This is a genomic window from Amycolatopsis sp. NPDC004079 (genome assembly GCF_040610415.1).
Taxonomy (GTDB): Bacteria; Actinomycetota; Actinomycetes; order Mycobacteriales; family Pseudonocardiaceae; genus Amycolatopsis; species Amycolatopsis halotolerans.
In genome coordinates this window covers 65961-84725 of the sequence record NZ_JBEXMH010000016.1, presented here as the reverse complement: position 1 = coordinate 84725, position 18765 = coordinate 65961, and the positions used below count along the sequence as shown (strand labels likewise).

Annotated in this window: 20 protein-coding genes; 6 read left to right on the top strand and 14 right to left on the bottom strand. The window is 69.4% G+C overall.

Going from position 1 to position 18765, the window contains the following annotated elements:
* Positions 1–13: 13 nt before the first annotated feature.
* From ABZX37_RS18900 to ABZX37_RS18880, 5 genes are all read right to left on the bottom strand, one after another.
* Positions 14–481: a flavin reductase family protein gene (locus tag ABZX37_RS18900; RefSeq protein ID WP_354741068.1), complete on the bottom strand. Its 468-nt coding sequence runs from the start codon at positions 479–481 to the stop codon at positions 14–16.
* Between the two features lie 169 nt (positions 482–650).
* Positions 651–1745, bottom strand: a complete 1095-nt coding sequence (locus ABZX37_RS18895; RefSeq protein ID WP_354741066.1) for a 3-dehydroquinate synthase II — start codon at positions 1743–1745, stop codon at positions 651–653.
* Entirely contained in the window at positions 1742–2575 is an 834-nt protein-coding gene (locus ABZX37_RS18890) for a 2-amino-3,7-dideoxy-D-threo-hept-6-ulosonate synthase (RefSeq protein ID WP_354741064.1), read from the bottom strand. The genes ABZX37_RS18895 and ABZX37_RS18890 overlap by 4 nt, the downstream gene beginning before the upstream one ends.
* A gap of 24 nt (positions 2576–2599) precedes the next feature.
* Positions 2600–3865: an aspartate kinase gene (locus ABZX37_RS18885; RefSeq protein ID WP_354741062.1), complete on the bottom strand. Its 1266-nt coding sequence runs from the start codon at positions 3863–3865 to the stop codon at positions 2600–2602.
* A gap of 245 nt (positions 3866–4110) precedes the next feature.
* A complete protein-coding gene (locus ABZX37_RS18880) occupies positions 4111–4263 on the bottom strand; it encodes a hypothetical protein (protein ID WP_354741060.1) in 153 nt (50 codons plus the stop codon).
* 440 nt (positions 4264–4703) lie between these two features.
* Between ABZX37_RS18880 and ABZX37_RS18875 the strand changes: the two genes are divergently transcribed.
* Positions 4704–5171 (top strand): helix-turn-helix domain-containing protein, encoded by a 468-nt coding sequence (locus ABZX37_RS18875; RefSeq protein WP_354741058.1) that lies wholly within the window; start codon positions 4704–4706, stop codon positions 5169–5171.
* A gap of 435 nt (positions 5172–5606) precedes the next feature.
* Here the strand turns inward: ABZX37_RS18875 and ABZX37_RS18870 are convergent, their stop codons facing one another.
* Entirely contained in the window at positions 5607–6263 is a 657-nt protein-coding gene (locus ABZX37_RS18870; protein ID WP_354741056.1) for a S1 family peptidase, read from the bottom strand.
* Positions 6264–6582: 319 nt separating this feature from the next.
* Between ABZX37_RS18870 and ABZX37_RS18865 the strand changes: the two genes are divergently transcribed.
* Together ABZX37_RS18865 and ABZX37_RS18860 are read left to right on the top strand one after the other, a co-directional pair.
* Positions 6583–7155 carry a helix-turn-helix domain-containing protein gene (locus ABZX37_RS18865; protein ID WP_354741054.1) on the top strand — a complete coding sequence of 191 codons (573 nt, stop codon included), beginning with the start codon at positions 6583–6585 and terminating at the stop codon, positions 7153–7155.
* Positions 7156–7192: 37 nt separating this feature from the next.
* The gene (locus ABZX37_RS18860; protein ID WP_354741052.1) at positions 7193–8149 is read left to right on the top strand and encodes an alpha/beta fold hydrolase; all 957 of its coding nucleotides are present in this window, start codon (positions 7193–7195) and stop codon (positions 8147–8149) included.
* 18 nt (positions 8150–8167) lie between these two features.
* On the opposite strand, the gene ABZX37_RS18855 is transcribed toward ABZX37_RS18860, so the two are convergent.
* The 8 genes from ABZX37_RS18855 to ABZX37_RS18820 form a co-directional block, all read right to left on the bottom strand.
* On the bottom strand, positions 8168–8770 hold the full coding sequence (locus tag ABZX37_RS18855) for a DNA-3-methyladenine glycosylase I (RefSeq protein WP_354741051.1): 603 nt from the start codon (positions 8768–8770) through the stop codon (positions 8168–8170).
* Positions 8767–9276, bottom strand: a complete 510-nt coding sequence (locus ABZX37_RS18850; RefSeq protein ID WP_354741049.1) for a hypothetical protein — start codon at positions 9274–9276, stop codon at positions 8767–8769. The genes ABZX37_RS18855 and ABZX37_RS18850 overlap by 4 nt, the downstream gene beginning before the upstream one ends.
* Positions 9264–9527 carry an Ada metal-binding domain-containing protein gene (locus ABZX37_RS18845; protein ID WP_354741047.1) on the bottom strand — a complete coding sequence of 88 codons (264 nt, stop codon included), beginning with the start codon at positions 9525–9527 and terminating at the stop codon, positions 9264–9266. Before ABZX37_RS18845 ends, ABZX37_RS18850 begins: the two co-directional genes overlap by 13 nt.
* Complete coding sequence (locus ABZX37_RS18840) at positions 9524–10258, bottom strand: 2OG-Fe(II) oxygenase (RefSeq protein WP_354741045.1); 735 nt, start codon at positions 10256–10258, stop codon at positions 9524–9526. Before ABZX37_RS18840 ends, ABZX37_RS18845 begins: the two co-directional genes overlap by 4 nt.
* Positions 10255–10869 (bottom strand): methylated-DNA--[protein]-cysteine S-methyltransferase, encoded by a 615-nt coding sequence (locus ABZX37_RS18835; protein WP_354741043.1) that lies wholly within the window; start codon positions 10867–10869, stop codon positions 10255–10257. Before ABZX37_RS18835 ends, ABZX37_RS18840 begins: the two co-directional genes overlap by 4 nt.
* Positions 10866–11357: a sigma-70 family RNA polymerase sigma factor gene (locus tag ABZX37_RS18830; RefSeq protein WP_354741041.1), complete on the bottom strand. Its 492-nt coding sequence runs from the start codon at positions 11355–11357 to the stop codon at positions 10866–10868. The genes ABZX37_RS18835 and ABZX37_RS18830 overlap by 4 nt, the downstream gene beginning before the upstream one ends.
* A gap of 258 nt (positions 11358–11615) precedes the next feature.
* Entirely contained in the window at positions 11616–13070 is a 1455-nt protein-coding gene (locus tag ABZX37_RS18825; protein WP_354741039.1) for a hypothetical protein, read from the bottom strand.
* 166 nt (positions 13071–13236) lie between these two features.
* A complete protein-coding gene (locus ABZX37_RS18820) occupies positions 13237–14067 on the bottom strand; it encodes an alpha/beta hydrolase (protein WP_354741037.1) in 831 nt (276 codons plus the stop codon).
* Positions 14068–14127: 60 nt separating this feature from the next.
* Between ABZX37_RS18820 and ABZX37_RS18815 the strand changes: the two genes are divergently transcribed.
* The 3 genes from ABZX37_RS18815 to ABZX37_RS18805 all read left to right on the top strand — a co-directional run bounded on the left by ABZX37_RS18815 (position 14128) and on the right by ABZX37_RS18805 (position 18730).
* On the top strand, positions 14128–14688 hold the full coding sequence (locus ABZX37_RS18815; protein ID WP_354741035.1) for a CGNR zinc finger domain-containing protein: 561 nt from the start codon (positions 14128–14130) through the stop codon (positions 14686–14688).
* Between the two features lie 122 nt (positions 14689–14810).
* Positions 14811–15635, top strand: a complete 825-nt coding sequence (locus tag ABZX37_RS18810; protein WP_354741034.1) for a hypothetical protein — start codon at positions 14811–14813, stop codon at positions 15633–15635.
* Positions 15636–15664: 29 nt separating this feature from the next.
* Entirely contained in the window at positions 15665–18730 is a 3066-nt protein-coding gene (locus tag ABZX37_RS18805) for a BTAD domain-containing putative transcriptional regulator (protein WP_354741032.1), read from the top strand.
* Positions 18731–18765 lie beyond the last annotated feature (35 nt).

The following is an 18765-nucleotide window of genomic DNA, read 5'->3' as shown; positions in this document are numbered from 1 at the left end:
AATCGGGCCGTCGTCAACGGACCGCTCGGGCGACCGTGGTCAAACTTCCCCGGTGGAAGACCTGAGGCGAGCTCTCCTCCGCGCTCGCCTCGGCACAGACCACCAGGCCGAGCACCAAAACGTGGTCGCCGACCGGAACCGTCCGCTCCACCACGCACTGGACGACGCCCAGCGCCCCGGCGGGGATCGGAACGCCGCTGGCCGCCAGCGCCCCGCCCAATACCGAGACCGCGGCCTCGCCGACCGGCCGGTCCGCTGCCGCGAACCGTCGCGTGAGATGGACTTGCTCGGTGCCGAGGAGGCTCACAGCGAACTCCATGCCCGGCACGACGTGTCCGGTGATTCGTGCACTCCGATGCACCGAGACCAGCAGGATCGGCGGCGAAAGCGACACACTGACCACCGAGTTGACGGTCATGCCCATCGCGGTGTCGCCCTCGCCCGCCGTCAGCAGAGCGACGCCGGTGGGAAACAGGCGCATACAGGCACGAAGATCCTCAGCGGTGGCCCGCGGAGGACCGGCAGCCCTGTCAGACAACGGCAATTCATCGACCGAGCGCATACAGCTACCGTCACTTTCCGAGGCGGACCCGTTGGCCGCGCGACCGGGGCGAACCCCGTTCCGGCGACCAGGATTGCCATGCCTCTGCTCACTGCTCCCGGCAGAACTCGTTGATCGGATAGCCGACGTGGCGGTCCGCTGTGGGCAGATATCCCAAGACCGCGTCGCCGGCCTTCAACTCGGTGGAATTGAGCACGACCCCGCCGGGACCGAGCACCCGGACGTGCCAGTCGTCCTGCAGGATCAGGTTGACCTCGGTTCCGTCCGGAGCCGTCGCGTCGACGGAGATCAGGGGCCGGCTTTCGATCTTGACCCGCCCGACCGTGACGAGCCGTGCTTCTCCCTTGACGTTCACGGCGGTGACGGAGGCCCCGGCCTTGAGTTCGGACAGATAGTTGGTCCGTTCGTTCGCCCCGAGGGTGTACGAGTGGATGGCGCCGGCATTGACCCGGAACGGCCGGGTAGGCATGTACGGCAGAGGATGGGTCTCGCTCACGCACAAGATCATCCCTTTGGAGTGCGAACCGACCAGGATCCCTTCGTCCTGGCCAAGATAAGAACAGGTGTCGACGCACGCTCGTTCGCCCATGCCCACATGCGCGGTCCCGGTAACGGTCAGTTCGGTCAGCGCGAGCGGTGGCAGGACCGCATTGGCGGCAGACAGGAGTGCGGTGGCGTCGCCCACTCGGCCAGGCGCCATCGCCACCCCGTCCGAGCCGTGCTCAAGGACCCCGAAAATGATCTCGGCCTCGGTCACGTCCTCGGCCACCGTGATGATGTTGCCCTCGGCCCCGGAGGCCGCCGCGATGACGATCTCCAGCGGGATCTTCGTCGGGTCGCGGAACTTCAGCAGGCTCCAGCGTTCCTCTCGCGCGGCTCGGCAGGCTTCCTCGAGGGAGGGCGCGTCGACGATCTCGACGTAGCGGCCGAACTCGATCTCCGGGTGGCGCACCGCGAGTGCGGTGGTGTCCGCCGCGTCGACGATGACGACGGAGACATTCGGCAGTTCCCGCAGGTCCTCGCCGTCGGCCAGGTAAACCGTGCGCACCGTCGGGGGCAGCGCGGCGAGCACGGCGGGGTCATCGGACACGACCGCGTCGACGCCCTGGTGGATGGCTTCTTCGATGACGGCGGTGCGCAACTCCGGTTCGAGAAGACGCACATCGAGCCAGCTCAGCTTCATGTCAATGCTCCAATGCGGGTCAGGGGCGCGTCGAGTGCCGGAACAGACGGGGACGAGGCGGGGTGGACCAAGCCGCTCAGCAGTTGGGTCACCGCCGCCGGGTCGGCGGCGGTGAACACGTTGCGCCCGATGGCCAGACCCGCGACGCCGCAGGAAAGAACCTGTTCGACATGTCTGGTCAGGGCCTCGCCCTCGCGAACCGGACCGCCGGCCACTACGACCGGAACGGGACAGGTGTCCACGATTTCGCGCATGGCGACGGCATCGCCGACGTAATCGAGTTTCACCAGGTCCGCACCCAGGTCGGTCGCCACCGCGGCCGCGTGCGCGACCAAACCCGGGTCGTACGGGTTCGCTATCTTCGGCCCTCTCGCGTACATCATGGCCAGGAGCGGGATATTCCAGCGATCACAGGCATCCGACACCGCGGCGAGATCCCTGATCTGCTCTTTCTCCTGGGACGAGCCCAGATTGACATGCACGCTGATCGCGTCCGCGCCCAGCCGCAGCGCCTCTTCCACCCCGGCTACGAGATATTTCGCGTCCGGGTCCGTCGCGTGCACCGTGCTGGCACTGAGGTGCACGATCAGCGAAACCCTCGCGAACCATCGGGGATTGACGTATCGGAGGGAACCTTTGTGCAGGACCACCGCATCGGCCCCGGACGCCGCGATCTGCTCGACGAGCTGATTCACCCGCCTGCCGCCGGTGACCGGCCCATTGCCGACGGGATGGTCCAGCGGGATGACCAAGAGGCGCTCGTCGTGGTGTTTGTAGAGACGCAGAGTACGCAGTCTCCTGGCGAACGATCCGTTGAGCGATAGTGACACCGGCGCACACCTTCTTCCTGTTGCTCACACGTTGACTTCGGAACCGGAGCAGTCCCGCCGTGAAGCGAGTCCCATGCTCCGGTGGAGCACGTTCACCGCGCTGCCGGAGTGCTCTTCCGGAACGATGAGGCTGATGCGATTCTGGGCGACCGAGAAGGATTTGACCTCGATTCTCGACGATCGCAGAGAGCTCAGCGACCGGGAGAGGATTCCCGGACGCTCGAGCATTCTCGTGCCGACCAGGGAGACGGTCGCGATGTTTCGGTCCGACGTCGTCTCGAGGCCGAGTTCAGCAGCCGCCTCGAAAACAGCGTCAAGCTGGTCGAGGGACACGACGAAATCAAGTTCGAATCCGGATTCCGAGCTTCCCTGCCGGACAACGACGTCGATCTCGATCGACTCTTCGGCGAGCGCACCGAGAAACTCCGGGGTGCAGTCGAGAGAACTCGGACGGTTCCACACTATCACGCGAGCCTTTGCGCGGTCGTGCGCTACGCCCACGACCGCCCCTGAATCCTCGATCATTCCCTGAATTCCTTTCCGAAGTCCGCTGAACACCGTCGTCCCGGTCGACGGCCTCAGCGAATTTCGAACATGGATGTCTATGCAATGCCGCAACGCGAGGTCGACCGCGCGGGGATGCAGGACCCTGGCGCCCGCGTAGGACATCTCCACCATCACCTCGGCGGACACTCCCGCCAGCAATCGCGCGGCGGGAACGAGATGGGGATCCGCGGTGAACACGCCGTCGACGTCGGTATATATTTCGCAATCGGAGGCGCCGAGCGCCGCGGCGAGCCCGACCGCCGCGGTGTCCGATCCACCCCTGCCGAGCGTGAGCACTTCTTCCTTGAATGTCACGCCGTGAAACCCGGCGACAACGACAACGTGGCCTTTGTGAAGCAGGACGTCAATCCTCCGCCGATCGATTTCAGCCATTCGGCCCCAGCCGTGCCTGCCCTGTGCCCTGATTCCAGTTTGCACGCCGACCAGTGACGTCGCCGCGCGACCGCGGGCGTCGACAGCCATCGCCAGAAGCGCGGCGGACGCGGCTTCGCCGGTAATCAGCAACTGGTCCACTTCGCGCGCGGACGGTTTCCGGGCAATTGCCCGGGCCGCGGAGAGGAGTTCGTTGGTAGTACCCCCTTGCGCCGACACCACGACAACTACCGAGTAACCGCCGTCCGCGAGCGACACGACCTTCTGTGCCGCCGCCGCGACAAGATCCGCGTCCGCCAGCGACGTGCCACCGAATTTGACGACTCGAATCGCGCCCGAATCAACGCTCAAAATTCACCTCCCCGCACTCGGTTTCAGTTCCGGTTTGTTCTCCCGGCACGGCAGGACTATTTCCCGCCGCCTAATGAATATCGGCCGCCCAGAGCTGCCTGCCTGCCCGTGCGGTCGTCGGCACGGCCGGGCCGATTCCGCGCAACGTCGTGGGGCGAGCGGGCTGGACGTGCCGTCCCGTCGTGAACAAAACCTGGCTCGATGCGCGCCGGCGGTCGGCCGCGCGCGTGGCGAAATGGCGTTGACTAGGGCGTCTCGCCCAGAGACGCTCGCGCGTCCCGCACGAGATCCGGTTTTCCCGCCTTGCCAACGGCAAGGCAGTTCAGCGCCGCCAACCGCATCGCCGGCAGTCGCGCGGGATCGAGGTTGCTCGGACCGGTCAGATGAATCGTCGCCATGAGGCCCCCTCCGGTACCGTCACGAGTCCCCGGCTGAGATCTGCGACCCCTCTTGCTCTCGGGTCACCCCAGCCGATCGCCTCGCGCTGGACGATAGTGACTGACGTCGCGCGCTAGTTGAAACGGCGCTGTAGCGCTGATTGCCGCTCCGCGGCGGGGCGGACACCCGCGCTGCCGAGCCTGCCTGAAACTGGAGAACATCCATGATGTCCGCTGCGCCGACGACCCTGTGCGAGCAAACGGACGGGCGTTCGAGAGTGCTCGATCGGGCCTCATTGCGACGATCCGAGCACTAACCTCTCTCAAGACAGTGGCACATCAGCTAACTAAACACAACCGCAACGTAGCTGGTGTTTGCTTCATTGGGACCGGATGGCATGCTGGGCTGGAACAATCCGGCCACGCGGGCGCGCCTGGCACAGGAAGGCGGGTGATCGAAGTTGAGCAATGGGGACAGCCCGGGCGACGCGGCCAATCGGCCGCACACGATCGCCGAGAAGCTCAATCGGCTGTTCGAGGTGCTTCATCCCGCTGGACAGCGGCCGATCACCAACCGGCACCTGGCCGCGCGGGTCAAGCAGCTCGGAGGATCGATCTCGTCGGCCTACATCTCCCAGCTGCGCAGCGGCGTCCGCGACAACCCGACGCTGGATCACCTCGTCGGAATCGCCGGCGCCTTCGGGGTCTCAGCCGGCTACTTCACCGACTCCGAAGTCGCCGAGCGTGTCGACGCCGAACTCGACCGCTTGATGGAGATGCAACGCTCCAAGCCCGAACTCGCCGAACTCGCCGAGATGCAGGTCACGATCAACATCCGCACGGCCAGTCTGGACGAAGCCGACCGAGCGGAGCTCACGGAGATCATCGAAGCCTTCTGGCAGCGCCGCAAAAGGGACCCGCGGCAATGATTACGGCCGCCTAGTCCCTCGGCCGCGCAACGACCGTGTCTGAAGGAAGGTCTCCACCGACACGATCTCCGGACGAGACTGCCGCCGCGGCGGGGACCCGACCTCCGGAACCGCGCTCGCATCGTCCGGATTCAGCAGACACTCGCGCTTCGTCCACCGCCCCAAAGACCGCGTGACGGGGAGTCTCCGGCATCTGCCCCGACAGTCGAGTCTTCCTGCCCATCCCCCGGACCGATGACCACCAGCGCCGCCGGATCCGGTCGGCAAGCGCGCCCGCGAGGATGACAACCACGGCCGCGCCGATGTTGAAGACCAGAAAGAAGGTCAACGCCGACTCCGGCGCTCTCGGCACTCCCCGAAGCCGCCATAAACTCACGCCGCGCTCGATGCGAAACCGACACTGCCTTGTCCACTGCCCGCGCCGTTCGCCCAGGATCAGGGAATGGTCGCCCCGACCGCCGCCAGTACGGTCGGCACCGGCTCGTAGAAGCTCTCGCCGCCGGAAGCGCAGTCCCCGATGATGCCGACGGTGAGGCCGAGCGCCGCGGAGCCGTCGAACAGCGAGCCGCCGTTGTCGCCTGGCTCGGCGCAGATGTCGGTCCGGATCAGGCCGGAGACGGTGCCTTCGGGAAAGTTCACGGTCATGTTCAGCCCGGTGACGGTGCCGGTCCGCACCCCGGTCTCGGCTCCGGAACGGGTGACCCGTTGTCCGATAGCGGCGTCGCCCGCGCTGGTGATCGTCGCGAAGGTCCCGTCGTGGAGGTTCACGGTGCTCGGCGCCGAGACGCCCTGGTCGTAGATCGCGAGGACGTAGTCGTTGCCGGGGAAGCCGACCAGCGCGGTCGTGGCGATGTGCTGGGTCAGCCCGGGGTCGGCGTACCAGTCGCTGGCACCTTGGCCGCAGCGACCGGCGGTCAGCAGCGCGGGCGCGTCGTGGCTGTGCACGTTGAACCCGACGCTGCAGCGAACGCCTCCCGTACCCCAGATCGCGTCGCCGCCGCTGACCGACACAGAACCGGTGGCGTGTGCGACCGGGGCCGCGAAGAACGTCAGCCCGGTGAGCGCCGCCAGAACACCTGAACTCGGGCGCACAGGAACCTCCCAGCGAGACCGGAAACGTCCTCGGTCGCATGCTAAAGCCAGGTGCCCCTCCGTTCCAGGGCCGATAGGGTGTCGCACGCTGCTCCGATGAGTCCATAGTGGACACTCAAGCCCGGGTGGGTTGGCCCGGTACTGCTGCTTCTCCGGACTCGGCCAATCCTCGTCGCCCGGCAGCGGTCTCCGGGGACAGTCGAGGGTCAGCGGGCGTGCCGCTCGATCAGCTCTCGCAACCAGTGCCGGGGAACCTCTCGCACTCCCCCGCCTGACACCAAACTTTACACTTTTCCAATCGCGTGTTAAATTTGTAAGCATGCCGAAGGTTCCCTCCTCCCAGATCGTCCTCGACGCCGCGTACCGCTGCTTCTGCCGCACCGGCTATCGCCGTACCACGATCTCCGACATCGTCGAGGAGGCGCAGCTGTCGCGTCCGACGGTCTACAAGTACGTCGGCAGCAAGGAAGAGGCGATCACGAAGGTCGTCCAGTCCCTGCTGGAGCGCGCCGGTGCGGCGGCACAGGAAGCGGCCGACGCCGCGGGTGCGCCGGACGAGAAGGTCCTCGCTGTGCTCACGGTGAAACTGGAAGTCGCCATTCGGCTCTGGCAGGACAGCCCCGCGCACGCCCAGGAGTTGCTGTCCGCGGCCACGGCCCAGGCTCCCGGCCTGGTGACCGGCTACATCGACCGCCTCGCCGAGCTCCTGACCTCAGCGCTGGCAGAGGCCGTGCCCGACGGTGCGCGGCAGGCCGCCGCCGTTCTGCTCACCTTCACGCGCGGGCTCGAGGACGACCTGCGTGACGCCGACGCCGTGCGCGGCGAACTCGAGACTGGCGTGCACATGATCACCCGCGGGGCCTTGGCCCGTCCTGCGGCCACCTCTGGCTGACCGTCTCAGGTTGGCCCCACCCGAAAGGCGTTCCCGGATGAACACCGCGTATTACCGCGACCAGCAGGCATGGCGCGACCTCCAGCAGTTCCTGCCCGAAAGGCTGCGCCTGACCGACTCCACCGCTCCCGAGGAGGAGTACTGGGACTGGCACGGCCACCGCGTCCACCTCGACCGCTACCGCAACCCGGACGCGAAGGCCAAAGTCGTCCTCCACCACGGCGTCGGCACCAACGGCCGCCAGATGTCCCTCATCCTCGGCGGCCCGCTGGCCAGGCGCGGCTTCGAGACCGTCGCCCTGGACAACCTCGGCTACGGTCTCACCCAGGTCAAACCCGGCACCACGCCCTCCTACGACGACTGGGTCGACCTCGTCGTCGACTTCCTTGCCCACGAACAGTCCCGCGACGACCGCCCGATCGTCCTCTACGGGCTCAGCGCCGGCGGCATGCTGACTTACCACGTCGCGGCCAAAGCTCCCCGCGGCACGCTGCGCGGCATCGTCGGCATGACCTTCCTCGACCAGCGCGACCAGCAGGTCCGCGACGAAACCTCGCACGACAAGCTCACCGCCCGGGCCGGTGTCCCGCTCATGGGCCTGCTCGCGAAAACCCCCGCCGCCGCGGCCAAATACCCGATGAGCCTCGCCTCCAAGATGTCCGCGCTCGCCAACGACCCGGACGCCATGAAGGTCCTCATGAAGGACCGCACCTCCGCCGCCAACTGGGTCAGCGTCCGGTTCCTCGACAGCTACGCCACCTACACCCCCGCCGTCGAACCGCCCGACTTCGACGCTTGCCCCGTCCTGCTCACCCAGCCCGCCGAAGACCGCTGGACCCCGCACCGCCTCAGCGTGCCGGTCCTCTCCCGCATCACCAAGGTCCCCGTCGACACCGTCATGCTCGACAACGCCGGCCACTATCCCCTCGAAGACCCCGGCCTCCGGCAAATGGAGGACGCCATCGCCGGCTTCGTCACCCGCACCACCGCCTGACCGCCTGGCACGGCAGCGTCACGCGGCCCAGATTCCCGAACTGCCCCGCCGGTGCGAGCCGAGCAGGTGGGTGTCGACGACGCCGATCGCCTCCATGAGCGCGTACATGGTGGTCGGCCCGACGAAGGCGAACCCGCGCCGGCGCAGTTCTTTCGACAGGGCAATGGATTCGGCGGACTTCGTGGGGATCTCGTCGAACCGAACCGGACGGGGCGTGTCCTCCGGCCGGAACGACCACACCAATTCGGCGAGCCCCATCTCCTGTCGCAGCGCGACAGTGGCGCGAGCGTTGGCGACCGTCGCCTCGATTTTCTTCCGGTTGCGAACGATCCCGGCGTCGGCCATCAGCCGTTCGACGTCGGTCTCGGTGTAGCCGGCGACCTTGTCCGGGACGAAGTCGGCGAACGCGGCGCGGAAGGCGGGGCGTTTGCGGAGGATCGTCGCCCAGGACAAGCCCGCCTGGAAGCCTTCGAGGCTGACGCGTTCGTAGACGCCGTGCTCGTCGGTGACGGGCATTCCCCATTCGGTGTCGTAGTAGCCGCGCAGCAGCGGGTCGGCGGCGGCCCACGCGGGGCGGGCGAGCCCGTCGTCCCCGACGACGACGTCCGGGTCCGGTGTCATGCGTTCGTCCTTTTCGGCCAGTCGTGGTTCACCCGCCACGAAGCGCCCGCCGCGGTGGCCCCGGACAGGCCGTCCAGGGTGGCGAGGCCGACGAGGGCGAGGGTGCGCGGATCGCCGATCGCGGCCGTCGCGAGGGTGCGGTCCGGGCGCCAGCGGGTGGACCACAGGAGCCGCCGGGTCATCTGCGCCCAGCCGGTCGCCGGTCCGGTCATGATCCACAGATCGGGGTCCGTCGCGGCGAAGCGCGACGCGGGGCGCAGCCAGGACGCGCCGGTCTCGGGCCAGGTGACGGTGGCGAGAGTCCGGCCGCCTGCCTTGTCCCAGGCGGATTCGACCGCCCGGGCGGTCGCGACGGCACGGGCGGTGCGGCCGGAGCCGATCGCGATGTCCCTGGCGCCGCGATCGCGGGCGAGCCGGACGATGGCTTCGACCTCGGCGTCAGTGGCGGTCGGGTCCGAGTCGTGTGTGGCGGGACTGGTCAGCAACGGACTGGTCAGCGTTTCCATGGTTCGCCGTTCTTCCATTTCCGGTATCGGTCCGCGCAGCAGCGTGCGCACGGGCGGAAGCCGGCCGCGATCGCGGTGGCCTCGTCGGCGAAGAAGACCCGCTGCCGGACGTAGCCGCCGCAAGCGATCGCGCGCCGCGCGGACGGGCAGTCGAGCCGTCCGTAGATTCTCGCTGCGCGGTGGCCGCCCCATCGTCCTTTGACCGGAGACCGGTAGCCGCGACCGTCTGGTCCGAGCAGGGTGTAGGTCATGCCGCGTCGTGGAAAACGAGCGCCAAGGTGTGCCGTTCGCCCGACCTGATGGCGGACACCCCGTGCCGGACCGGCGCGGCCGACCAGCCCCTGGCGGATTCGACCGGGCGGTCGCGGGTGGTGAACAGATAGCCGTGCCCGTGCGGCAGCAGGGTCGCCGTGCCCCGGGACTGGGCGCGGGGACGCTGTTCCAGCAACAGGAATTCCCCGCCGGTGTGGTCCACGCCCGGCTCGTTCAGGTTGATCACGACCTGCAGCGGGAACACCAGGTCGCCGTACAGGTCGCGGTGGAGCGCGTTCCAGTCCTTCTCCGCGTAGCGGAGCAGGATCGCCGTCGACTTCGGCTGGCCCGCGTCGTGACACATCCGGAGCCACTCGTCGAGCGTGTCCGGCCAGGGCGCGGGACGGCCGAGTTTCGCCCACCAGTCGCGGGCGATCGGCAGAAGACGCGGATACAACGCTTGTTTCAGCCGCTCGACCGGCTCCGGATACGGTGCGTGGAAGTACCGGTACTCGCCCCGGCCGAAACGATGCCGTCCCATGTCGACGGTGCTGCGGAACAACTCGTCCCGCCCGTAGAGCTCTCTGATCTCTTCGGTTTCCTCCGGGGCCAGCAACCGCGGCAGCAGCGCGCCGCCGTACTCGTTGACCTCGGCGGTGATCGCGGCCCAGTCCCCCGCTTCGACGCGTTCGCGCCAGCGGTCCCGGGTCTTTCGCCGTGCGGTGCTCATGCCCTCTCCAGGTTCAACAGCGCGGTCTTGGCCTCGGTGCCGCCGATGTACCCGCCGAGCGTGCCGTCGGAACGCAGCACGCGATGGCACGGGACGACGATCGGCAGCGGGTTGGTCGCGCACGCGGTGCCGACCGCGCGGACGGCCCTCGGGCTGCCGACGAGTTCGGCCATGTCCCGGTAGCTGCGGGTCTCGCCGTAGCCGATTTCGGGCAGATGCGTCTGCACGAGCCGCCGGAAACCACGCGAGAGGGACAGGTCCAAGGGCACGTCGAACGTCCGGCGGTTCCGGGCGAAGTACTCCTCGATCTCCCGCGCGGCCTCGTCCAGCCGCTTCGGCGCGCGCAGGATCCGCGGGCTCAGTTTCTCGCCGAGGGTTTCCAGCACCCGGTCGTGGTCCTCGCCGGCGAACGCCACGCGGACCAGGCCCGCAGGCGTCGCGGCAAGCAGCAGTTTTCCGACCGGTGAGTCCACAGTGGAGTAGGCGACGTCGATCAGTCCGGCGTGGTCGGCGTCCCGTTCCAGCCGGGCGTGCAGCCGGTCGAGGAGATCGGCGTCCACGTGCGTCGACAGCAGCGCGACCAGGTCGTCGTCGTTGCGGATGCCGTTCATGACGATGCTCCTCTCGCGATCGCGCCCGTACGGTTCTTTCTGAGGTTCTTGATGCCGTCCGCGACGGCTCTGCGTGCCGCGTCGACCGAGCCGCCGAGGATCTCCGCGATCTCGGCGTAGGGCAGCCCGGCGACGTAGCGGTAGGCGACGGCCTGGCGCTGCTTGTCCGGGAGACCGCGCACCGCGGCCCACAGGTCGCGGTCTTCGAGATCGGGGACGTCCCGCGGTCCCGGCTCCTCCGGGATCTCGCCGACGGGCAGCGGATTCCGGTTGGCGGCGCGCAGCACGTCGACGGTCTTGCGGTGCGCGATCGTCACGAGCCACGCCTCGACGTTCGCCGTCTCCGGCAGGTCGGGATAGGCGCGCAGGGCGGAGAGAAAGGTCTCCGACCAGGCGTCGTCCGCGTCGTGCGGGCCGAGGACGACCCGGCAGACGCGCAGCACAGTGGCCCCGTGCCGCGCGACTATGTGCTCGAAAGGCAGTTGCATGTCCATCCCGCTGAAGACGTGGTCGTGGCAGCCGCGGCGAGGTCGCCGGTCACCCCGAGCGTGCCGGAATGCCCCGCCCGCGGCGACCGGCCCGGGCCCGGCCTCGACGGCGATGCGCTCACTTGCGTCCCCTCTCTTCCGTCTCGTAGACGCGCGCCGCCCGCGAAACGTGAGATGCGAGAACGAAAAAGAGCGAATTCGCAGGCAGCTTCGGCTTTGTCGCCGCGCCGGCCCGCGTTCGACCGCTGCCTCCGGACCTCAGCGGGAGCCCTGGCATCCGGCCGGATCGCAGTCGTCGGGACGGTTGCCGGTGATGGCAGTGTGCTCCAGCTTCACCGTGTTGCCGGAGCCGACGTGCATCCCGCCGCCCCTGGCCGCGGTGTTCCCGGTGACGACGCTGTCGGCCAGAACGTGCGCCGCGGCGCCGTGGACGCTGGAGATCACGATTCCGCCGCCGCTGCCGCCCGCGACGTTGTCGGCGATCCTCGCCCCGGTGATCCGGAACTGCGCGACTGGGCGCTTCCGCGTGCTGTGCAGCCCGATGCCGCCGCCGTCTTGCCCGGCGCGGTTGCGGGCGACCAGGCCGCCGGTGACGGTCAGTTCGCCGGTGTGGTCGTAGACCCCGCCGCCGGAGCCCGGAGTTCCTGGCCGGGCGGAGCCGGGCGAGCCGGTGCGGTTGTCGGCGACTGTCGTGCCGTCGAGGGTCGCTTGGCCCGCGCCGGTCCAGATTCCGCCCCCGTCGCCCGCGTTCCCGTCATAGCCGCGGGTCGTGCCGGAGCCACCGGTGCCCCCGCCGCCGGAAGTGTTGCGGCATACCGTGCCGCGGGCGAACGTCGTGTCACCGGCGACGTATGCCCCGCCGCCGTTTCCGCCAGGCCCGCCATGACCGGCGGATCCGGCGGGCGAACTGCCGACCGGCCCGCCGATCCCGCCGTCGCCCGCGGTGTTGTCGCACACGGAACTGTCGGTGACGGTGGTGCGCTGGGTGCTCCAGATCCCGCCGCCGTGTCCGCCGTGCGCCCAGTTGTCTCCCTCGGCGCCGGGAGCCGTCGAACTGTCGCCGCCGGTCCCGGTCCGGTTTCCGTCGACCGAACTGTGCTCGACCTTCACCACGCCCTGGCGAACCGCGATTCCGCCGCCATTGCCGCCCGAACCGGGGAAACCGCCTGTGCCGACCCTGGCCCAGGGCCCGCCGCTGCCGGTGGAGTTGGCGGCGACTGTGCTGTCGGAAATCGACAGTGTGCCGCCCGAACTGAACACGCCGCCGCCGGATCCGCCGTCCGCGGCGGGCGGGCCGTCGCCGGTGGAATTGCCGCGGATCGTCACCCGGCTCAGAGTCAGCGCACCGGTGTTGAGAATGCCGCCGCCGTCTTCGCCCGGTGCGGTGCGGCCGCCGGTGAGTGAAAGATCGGAAATCGAAACCAATGACGCGTCGGTGCGCAGAATGCGGAACAGCGCGGCAGTCTGCGTGCGGGCGAGAGTGGCGTGATGGCCGTTGACGGTCGTCGGCGCGGTGATCGCGGGCAGCGCCGAGGTGAGCTGGTAGGTGCAATTCTCCGTCAGGTCGAGCGAACTGCCCGGATGCGCGTTGGCGACCGCGATCGCGGAACTGAGGCTGGCCGCGTCGCAAGGAACCGGCGCGACGGCCGTCCCGGACGTCGACAGCACTCCGGCCGCCAGCACGCTCGAACCCAGCAAGGAAAGAATCACCACGACTTATCCCCTTTGAACGCGAAGTCCTTCTGGCACCCGAGTTCACCACAGCCGGGGAGCACCGAAAACGATTCGGCGGCGAATTGGGCCGGGTGGCGCAGGAAATCCGTTCCCGTTCGCTGCTTTCGCAGTGTTCTCGATCAGAATTTCTTATCCCCGGCGTGGATCAGCCGAGGAAACGCAAGAGCGCCTCGGCGGTATCGGCGGGATTGTCCTCGGGTGCGAAATGCCCCGCGCCGGGGATGTTCTCCCGCCGCGCGCCGGGAATCGCCGCGGCGAGCCGATCGCCGGTCGCGAGGTCGAGCCACTGGTCGCGCTCGCCCCAGAGCACCAGCGTCGGCACCGCGACCCGGTCGAGCCGGTGCGTCACTTCGCGCACGTCGTCGAAGCGGACGGCGGCGACCTGGTCGATCCAGCGTTGCTGTCCCTCGGGTCCGGCCCAGGGCGCGAGATACGCGGCGGCGACCTGGTCGGACATCGCGTGGTGGGTGGCGGTGCGCATCCGGGGCGCGATGAGGTCGGCGAAAACGTGCGGCGGCATGGTGCGGTAAGCGGCCGCGTGCCGCTGCATGTGCTCGGTGAAGGGCGTGTTCCACGGACCGAGGACGGCCGCGTCCACCAGCGCCAGCCTGCTGACGGCCACGTTGTCGGCCAGATGCGCCCGCACCACGATCCCGCCGCCGATGTCGTGGCCGACCAGCGCGGGCGACTCGAGCCCCCAGTGCGCCACCAGTTCCGCGAGAGTCCTGGACTGCCGGGCGATCGACGGGGCGACCCCCGGGCCGGGACGGGAATCGCCGAAACCGAGCAGGTCCCAGACGTACACCGTGTGCTTGCGGGCCAGCACTGGGACCACCTCGCGCCACAGGTAGGACGACGCCGGAGTCCCGTGGGTCAGGACCACCGGCGACCCTTCGCCGAACACGCCGGCCGCGACCTCGCCGCCGGACACCCGGATCCGGTCGGTCAGCGGCCAGGTCGCGGTGCGCGTGGGCATAGCTCTCCTCCGTAAGGGGTAAAGTGTCCTTGCAACGGTTACCCTAACAGGGAGTAAGGCGTGAAGATAGCTTTTAACGGTTACGCAGCCGGGGCGGGCGCGGCGACGGACCTGGTCAACACGTCTCCCCGGGTGCGCAGTGCGGGTGACGCACTCCCAGATTCCCCGGCACTGGACCGGTTTCTCGCCGAGCACGGCATTTGCCCGGGCGCGACCAGGAAGAGCGACGACCTAGCGGAGGTGCACGCCCTCCGCGACGAGATCCGCGCCGTGCTGGAGGCGGACGAGGACGAGGTCGCCCGCCGCGCCGGCGAACTGGTCGCCCGGGCGGGAACCGGGCCGCTGCTGCATCGCGACGCCAATGGCCGCTGGCAATGGCACGCCGAAACCGCACCGCACGCGGCGCTGGCCGACGAACTGGCCGCGGTGTTCGGGACTGGTCTGCTCGGCGCCTTGCAGTCGCTCGGCCACGACCGGTTCCGGCACTGCGCCGCACCGGACTGCGACGGCGTCTTCGTCGACACCAGCCGCGCCGGACGTCGCCGCTACTGCATGCCCGACCTCTGCGGCAACCGCGTCAGCGTCGCCAACCACCGGGCCCGCAGCCGCGAACGGGCCTGACAACACTGACACCGGCACTGACACGGGTGCGCTCCGCCGCGTCTGAGCCGTGACAGCCGCGTGTCTCCCCAGCAGGCGAATGTGGTCACAACGAACCGCCAAGCCAGCCAAGGAGACCGAAAATGTCCACCTTCACCACCCCGAACCCCATCACCGCCGCCCTCACCACCGCCGGCGCCCGCGTCCGGATCACCGCCGCCGAGCGCACCGACACCGTCGTCCGGGTGCAACCCGTCAACGCGGCGAACCCCACCGACGTGAAGGTCGCCGAGAAGACCAAGGTCGAGTTCGCCGACGGCGTGCTGTCGGTCAAGACCACCAAGTCCGGCAGCCAGACCGGCTCCGTCGAGATCGCGATCGAACTGCCCGCCGGGTCCGGGCTCGTCCTCAACACGGCCTGGACCGAGGTGCGGGCGGACGGCGTCCTCGGCGACTGCGAGGTCAACATCGGCTCGGGCCAGGTTCAGCTCGACCGGGTCGCCGCGCTGCGCGGCAGCCTCGGCGCGGGCGGGCTCGCGGTCGGCCACGTCTCCGGCGCGGCGGTCATCGAGGGCAGCACGGCGGGTCTGCGGATCGGCGAGGCCGACGGCGAGATCCGCTACCAGGGCACGAGCGGCAAGGTCTGGATCGGCCACGCTCGCGCCGACGTCGATCTCGGCGGCTCGAACGGCAGCTTCGACATCGGGACGGCCGACGGCAGCGTCGTCGCCAAGGCGGCCAACTGCCCGATCCGGATCGGGCGGGTCACGCGCGGCCAGGTGGAGCTGTCGAACGCGGCGGGCGGGATCGAGGTCGGCGTCAGCGCGGGCATCGCCGCCGACGTCGACGCGAAGAGCACGAAAGGCCTGGTCCGCAGCACGCTCGGCACGCCGGGCAGCTCGGGCGCCGCGCTCAAGGTCCACGCCCGCACGCGGCTCGACGACATCGTTCTCTATCCCGCTGCCTGACCACCCGATCGGATGGCAGGATCGTGCAGGTGCAGATCAAGATCCTGGGTCCGTTCGAGGTCCGCGACGGCGACGTGGCCGACGTTCCGGGCGCGCGCCTGCGCGGGCTGCTCGTCGCCCTCGCGCTCCGGCCGGGCCAGGTCGTCCCCAAGGCAGCGCTGATCGACTGGATCTGGGGCGAACACCCGCCCGCCGAGGCCGCGAATGCCTTGCAACGCCTGGTTTCCCGGCTGCGCAAGGCATTGCCGGGGGCCGTCGTCGAAGGACTGACGGACGGCTACCGGCTGGTGCTCGACCCGGACGCGGTCGACGCGGTGCGCTTCGAGCGGCTCGTCGCCCAGGCCCGCGCCGACCACGGGCCTGGGCAGCTGCGCGAAGCGCTCGAGTTGTGGCGCGGGCCCGCGATGCAGGACGTCGGCTTGCAGGACAGCGAGGCGTTCGACGCGGCGGCCACCCGGCTCGAGGCCCTGCGCCTGGCGGCCGTGGAAGACCGGTTCGAAGCAGAACTCGATCTCGGCCGGGGCGCGGACCTCGTCGCGGAGCTGACTGACCTGGTCGCCGCGAACCCGGTGCGGGAGAAGCTCGTCGCCGCGCTGATGCGGGCGCTCGCCGCCGCGGGCCGCAACACCGAAGCGCTGCAAGCGTTTCAGCGCCTCCGGGAAACGCTGGTCGACGAGCTGGGCGCCGATCCGTCGCCCGAGCTGTCCGCGTTGCACGTCGCATTGCTGCGAGGCGAGGTGGGACGGCGCGAGGAAAGCCGCAAGACCAACTTGCGCGCCGAGTTCACCAGCTACGTCGGCAAAGAGGCCGATGTCGCCGCCGTCCGAGACATGGTGTCGCGGCATCGGCTCACCACCCTGACCGGTCCCGGCGGCTCGGGAAAGACCCGGCTGGCAACAGAAACCGCCCGCACGGTGGTCGACGGCCTGCACCACGGCGCCTGGCTGGTGGAGCTGGCCGCCATCGGGACCGGCGACGACGTCGCGCAGGCCACGCTGTCCGGGCTCGGTCTGCGCGACGCGCTGCTCGGCGAAGCGTCCTCGGCGGATCCGGTGGACCGGCTGGTCTCCGCGATCCGCGACCGCGAGATGGTGCTGGTGCTGGACAACTGCGAGCACGTCATCGAGTCCGCGGCCGCCCTCGCGCACCGGCTGCTCGGCGAGTGCCGCGGGTTGCGGATCCTCGCGACGAGCCGCGAACCGCTGGGGATCACCGGCGAGGCGTTGTGGCCGGTCGAACCGCTCGCGCGGGCCGAGGCCGTCCAGCTGCTGCGGGACCGGGCGACGACGCGCCGCCAGGACCTCGCCGACGACCGGACTCTTGCCCGCATCTGCACTGCGCTGGACGGGATGCCGCTCGCGATCGAACTGGCCGCGGTCCGGCTCCGGACACTGTCGCCCGAGCAGCTCGCGGACCGGCTCGACGACCGGTTCCGGCTGCTCACCGGCGGCAGCCGCACCGCTCTCCCCCGGCACCGGACGCTGCGCGCGATGGTCGACTGGAGCTGGGAACTGCTCAGCGACGGCGAACGGCTCGTGCTGAGCAGGCTGTCGGTGTTCGCCGGTGGTGCGAGCTTGGAAGCGGCGGAACGGGTTTGTGCGGGCGAGCAGGTCGACGAGTACGAGGTCCTGGACCTGCTCACCGCGCTCAGCGACAAGTCCCTGCTCGTCGCGTTCGGCGAAGGCGAGCCGCGATACCGGATGCTCGGCACGATCAAGGAGTACAGCGCCGCACGGCTCGCCGAGGCCGGGGAGACGGACCTTGCTCGGCAGGCGCATCTCGCGTACTTCACCGAGCTGGCCGAGACCGCGGAACCCCGCCTGCGCCGCGGCGAGCAGCTGGAGTGGCTCACCCTTCTCAAGGCAGAGCACGACAATCTCGTCTCGGCGATGCGCGGTGCACTCGCGGCTCGCGATGCCCACGCGTCGATGCGGCTCGCCGCGGCCTGCGGCTGGTACTGGTGGCTCGTGGGCCGCAAAGCCGAGGGCATGGAGCTGATCAGCGCCGCGATCGCGACTCCCGGCGAGGTCCCTGACGGGATCAAGGCCATCGTGTACGCCCTGACCTCGATGTTCGTCACGTCCGGACCCGGCGACATGCCGGAAGCCGCGAAGTGGATCCATCAGGCGTACGAACTCGGCAGGCACGACCGGCATCGCCACGCGGCGCTGCGGCTGGTGGTGCCGCTGGAAATGATGCTGCGCGACATGGACGCGCTCCTGCCGGCCTGGGAGTCGCTGCTGGCCGACGAGGACCCGTGGGTGCGCGCGTTGTCCCGGCTGCACATCGGCAAGCTGCGGATGATGCTCGGCCAGGACGGCGAATCCTGGTTCGACGAATCGCTGGTCGAGTTCCGGGTGCTCGGCGAACGGTTCGGCATCTCGTTCGCGCAGACCGAACTCGCCGGCTGCGTGGCCATGCGCGGTGAATTCGCGGAGGCCAGCGAACACTTCGACCAGGCGATCGCCGTCGTCACCGAACTGGACGCGCTCGACGACGTCGTCCAGATGCGCATGCGGCAAGCGCGGCTGCACTGGCTCGCGGGCGACAAGGACGCCAGCGCCGCCGCGGTGGCCGAAGCGGAAAGCCTCGCGGAAGGCGTCACCTGGCCCGGAACGCTGGCCTCGCTCGCCTTGGTCCGGGCGGAACTGGCCCGGTGGAACGGCAACGCGCAGGACGCCTTCGACCAGTTCGGCCAGGCGATGAGCCTGCTGGGAGACGAAGCGCGGCAACCGCATCTGCGGGCCGCGACCCACGACCTGCACGCCTGGTTCACCGCCGATCTCGACGAGGCGCGCGAGCACCGTGCCGCTGCCTGCGACGCGGCAGCGGAAACCGGTCGTGCGCCGGTGATCGCGCAGATGGTCGTCGGAGTCGCTGACCTGGCATCGCGACGCGCGCAGTACGACCACGCCGCGCGGCTGCTGGCGGCGAGCGCGCAGGTGCTCGGCCGGAAAGACCTGTCGAACCCGGACGTGCCGCGGATCGAGCAGGAGGCGCGCAGCCACCTCGGCGACGACGCGTTCGACCAGGCCGCGCGGGAGGGCGCGGCGGCCTCGTGGACCGAACTGGTCGTGGCACCGCTCGCGCCCTGACGCGGCGCCCGGCCCGTGTCAGCGCCGTGACCGCC

Excerpts from the sequence above, each read along its gene's own strand:
- ABZX37_RS18850 (WP_354741049.1), bottom strand. The coding sequence starts at position 9,276 with ATGGAAACGCTGACCAGTCCGTTGCTGACCAGTCCCGCCACACACGAC.
- ABZX37_RS18900 (WP_354741068.1), bottom strand. The coding sequence starts at position 481 with ATGCGCCTGTTTCCCACCGGCGTCGCTCTGCTGACGGCGGGCGAGGGC.
- ABZX37_RS18845 (WP_354741047.1), bottom strand. The coding sequence starts at position 9,527 with ATGACCTACACCCTGCTCGGACCAGACGGTCGCGGCTACCGGTCTCCG.
- ABZX37_RS18820 (WP_354741037.1), bottom strand. The coding sequence starts at position 14,067 with ATGCCCACGCGCACCGCGACCTGGCCGCTGACCGACCGGATCCGGGTG.
- ABZX37_RS18830 (WP_354741041.1), bottom strand. The coding sequence starts at position 11,357 with ATGCAACTGCCTTTCGAGCACATAGTCGCGCGGCACGGGGCCACTGTG.
- ABZX37_RS18855 (WP_354741051.1), bottom strand. The coding sequence starts at position 8,770 with ATGACACCGGACCCGGACGTCGTCGTCGGGGACGACGGGCTCGCCCGC.
- ABZX37_RS18860 (WP_354741052.1), top strand. The coding sequence starts at position 7,193 with ATGAACACCGCGTATTACCGCGACCAGCAGGCATGGCGCGACCTCCAG.
- ABZX37_RS18880 (WP_354741060.1), bottom strand. The coding sequence starts at position 4,263 with ATGGCGACGATTCATCTGACCGGTCCGAGCAACCTCGATCCCGCGCGA.
- ABZX37_RS18835 (WP_354741043.1), bottom strand. The coding sequence starts at position 10,869 with ATGAACGGCATCCGCAACGACGACGACCTGGTCGCGCTGCTGTCGACG.
- ABZX37_RS18840 (WP_354741045.1), bottom strand. The coding sequence starts at position 10,258 with ATGAGCACCGCACGGCGAAAGACCCGGGACCGCTGGCGCGAACGCGTC.
- ABZX37_RS18895 (WP_354741066.1), bottom strand. The coding sequence starts at position 1,745 with ATGAAGCTGAGCTGGCTCGATGTGCGTCTTCTCGAACCGGAGTTGCGC.
- ABZX37_RS18865 (WP_354741054.1), top strand. The coding sequence starts at position 6,583 with ATGCCGAAGGTTCCCTCCTCCCAGATCGTCCTCGACGCCGCGTACCGC.
- ABZX37_RS18810 (WP_354741034.1), top strand. The coding sequence starts at position 14,811 with ATGTCCACCTTCACCACCCCGAACCCCATCACCGCCGCCCTCACCACC.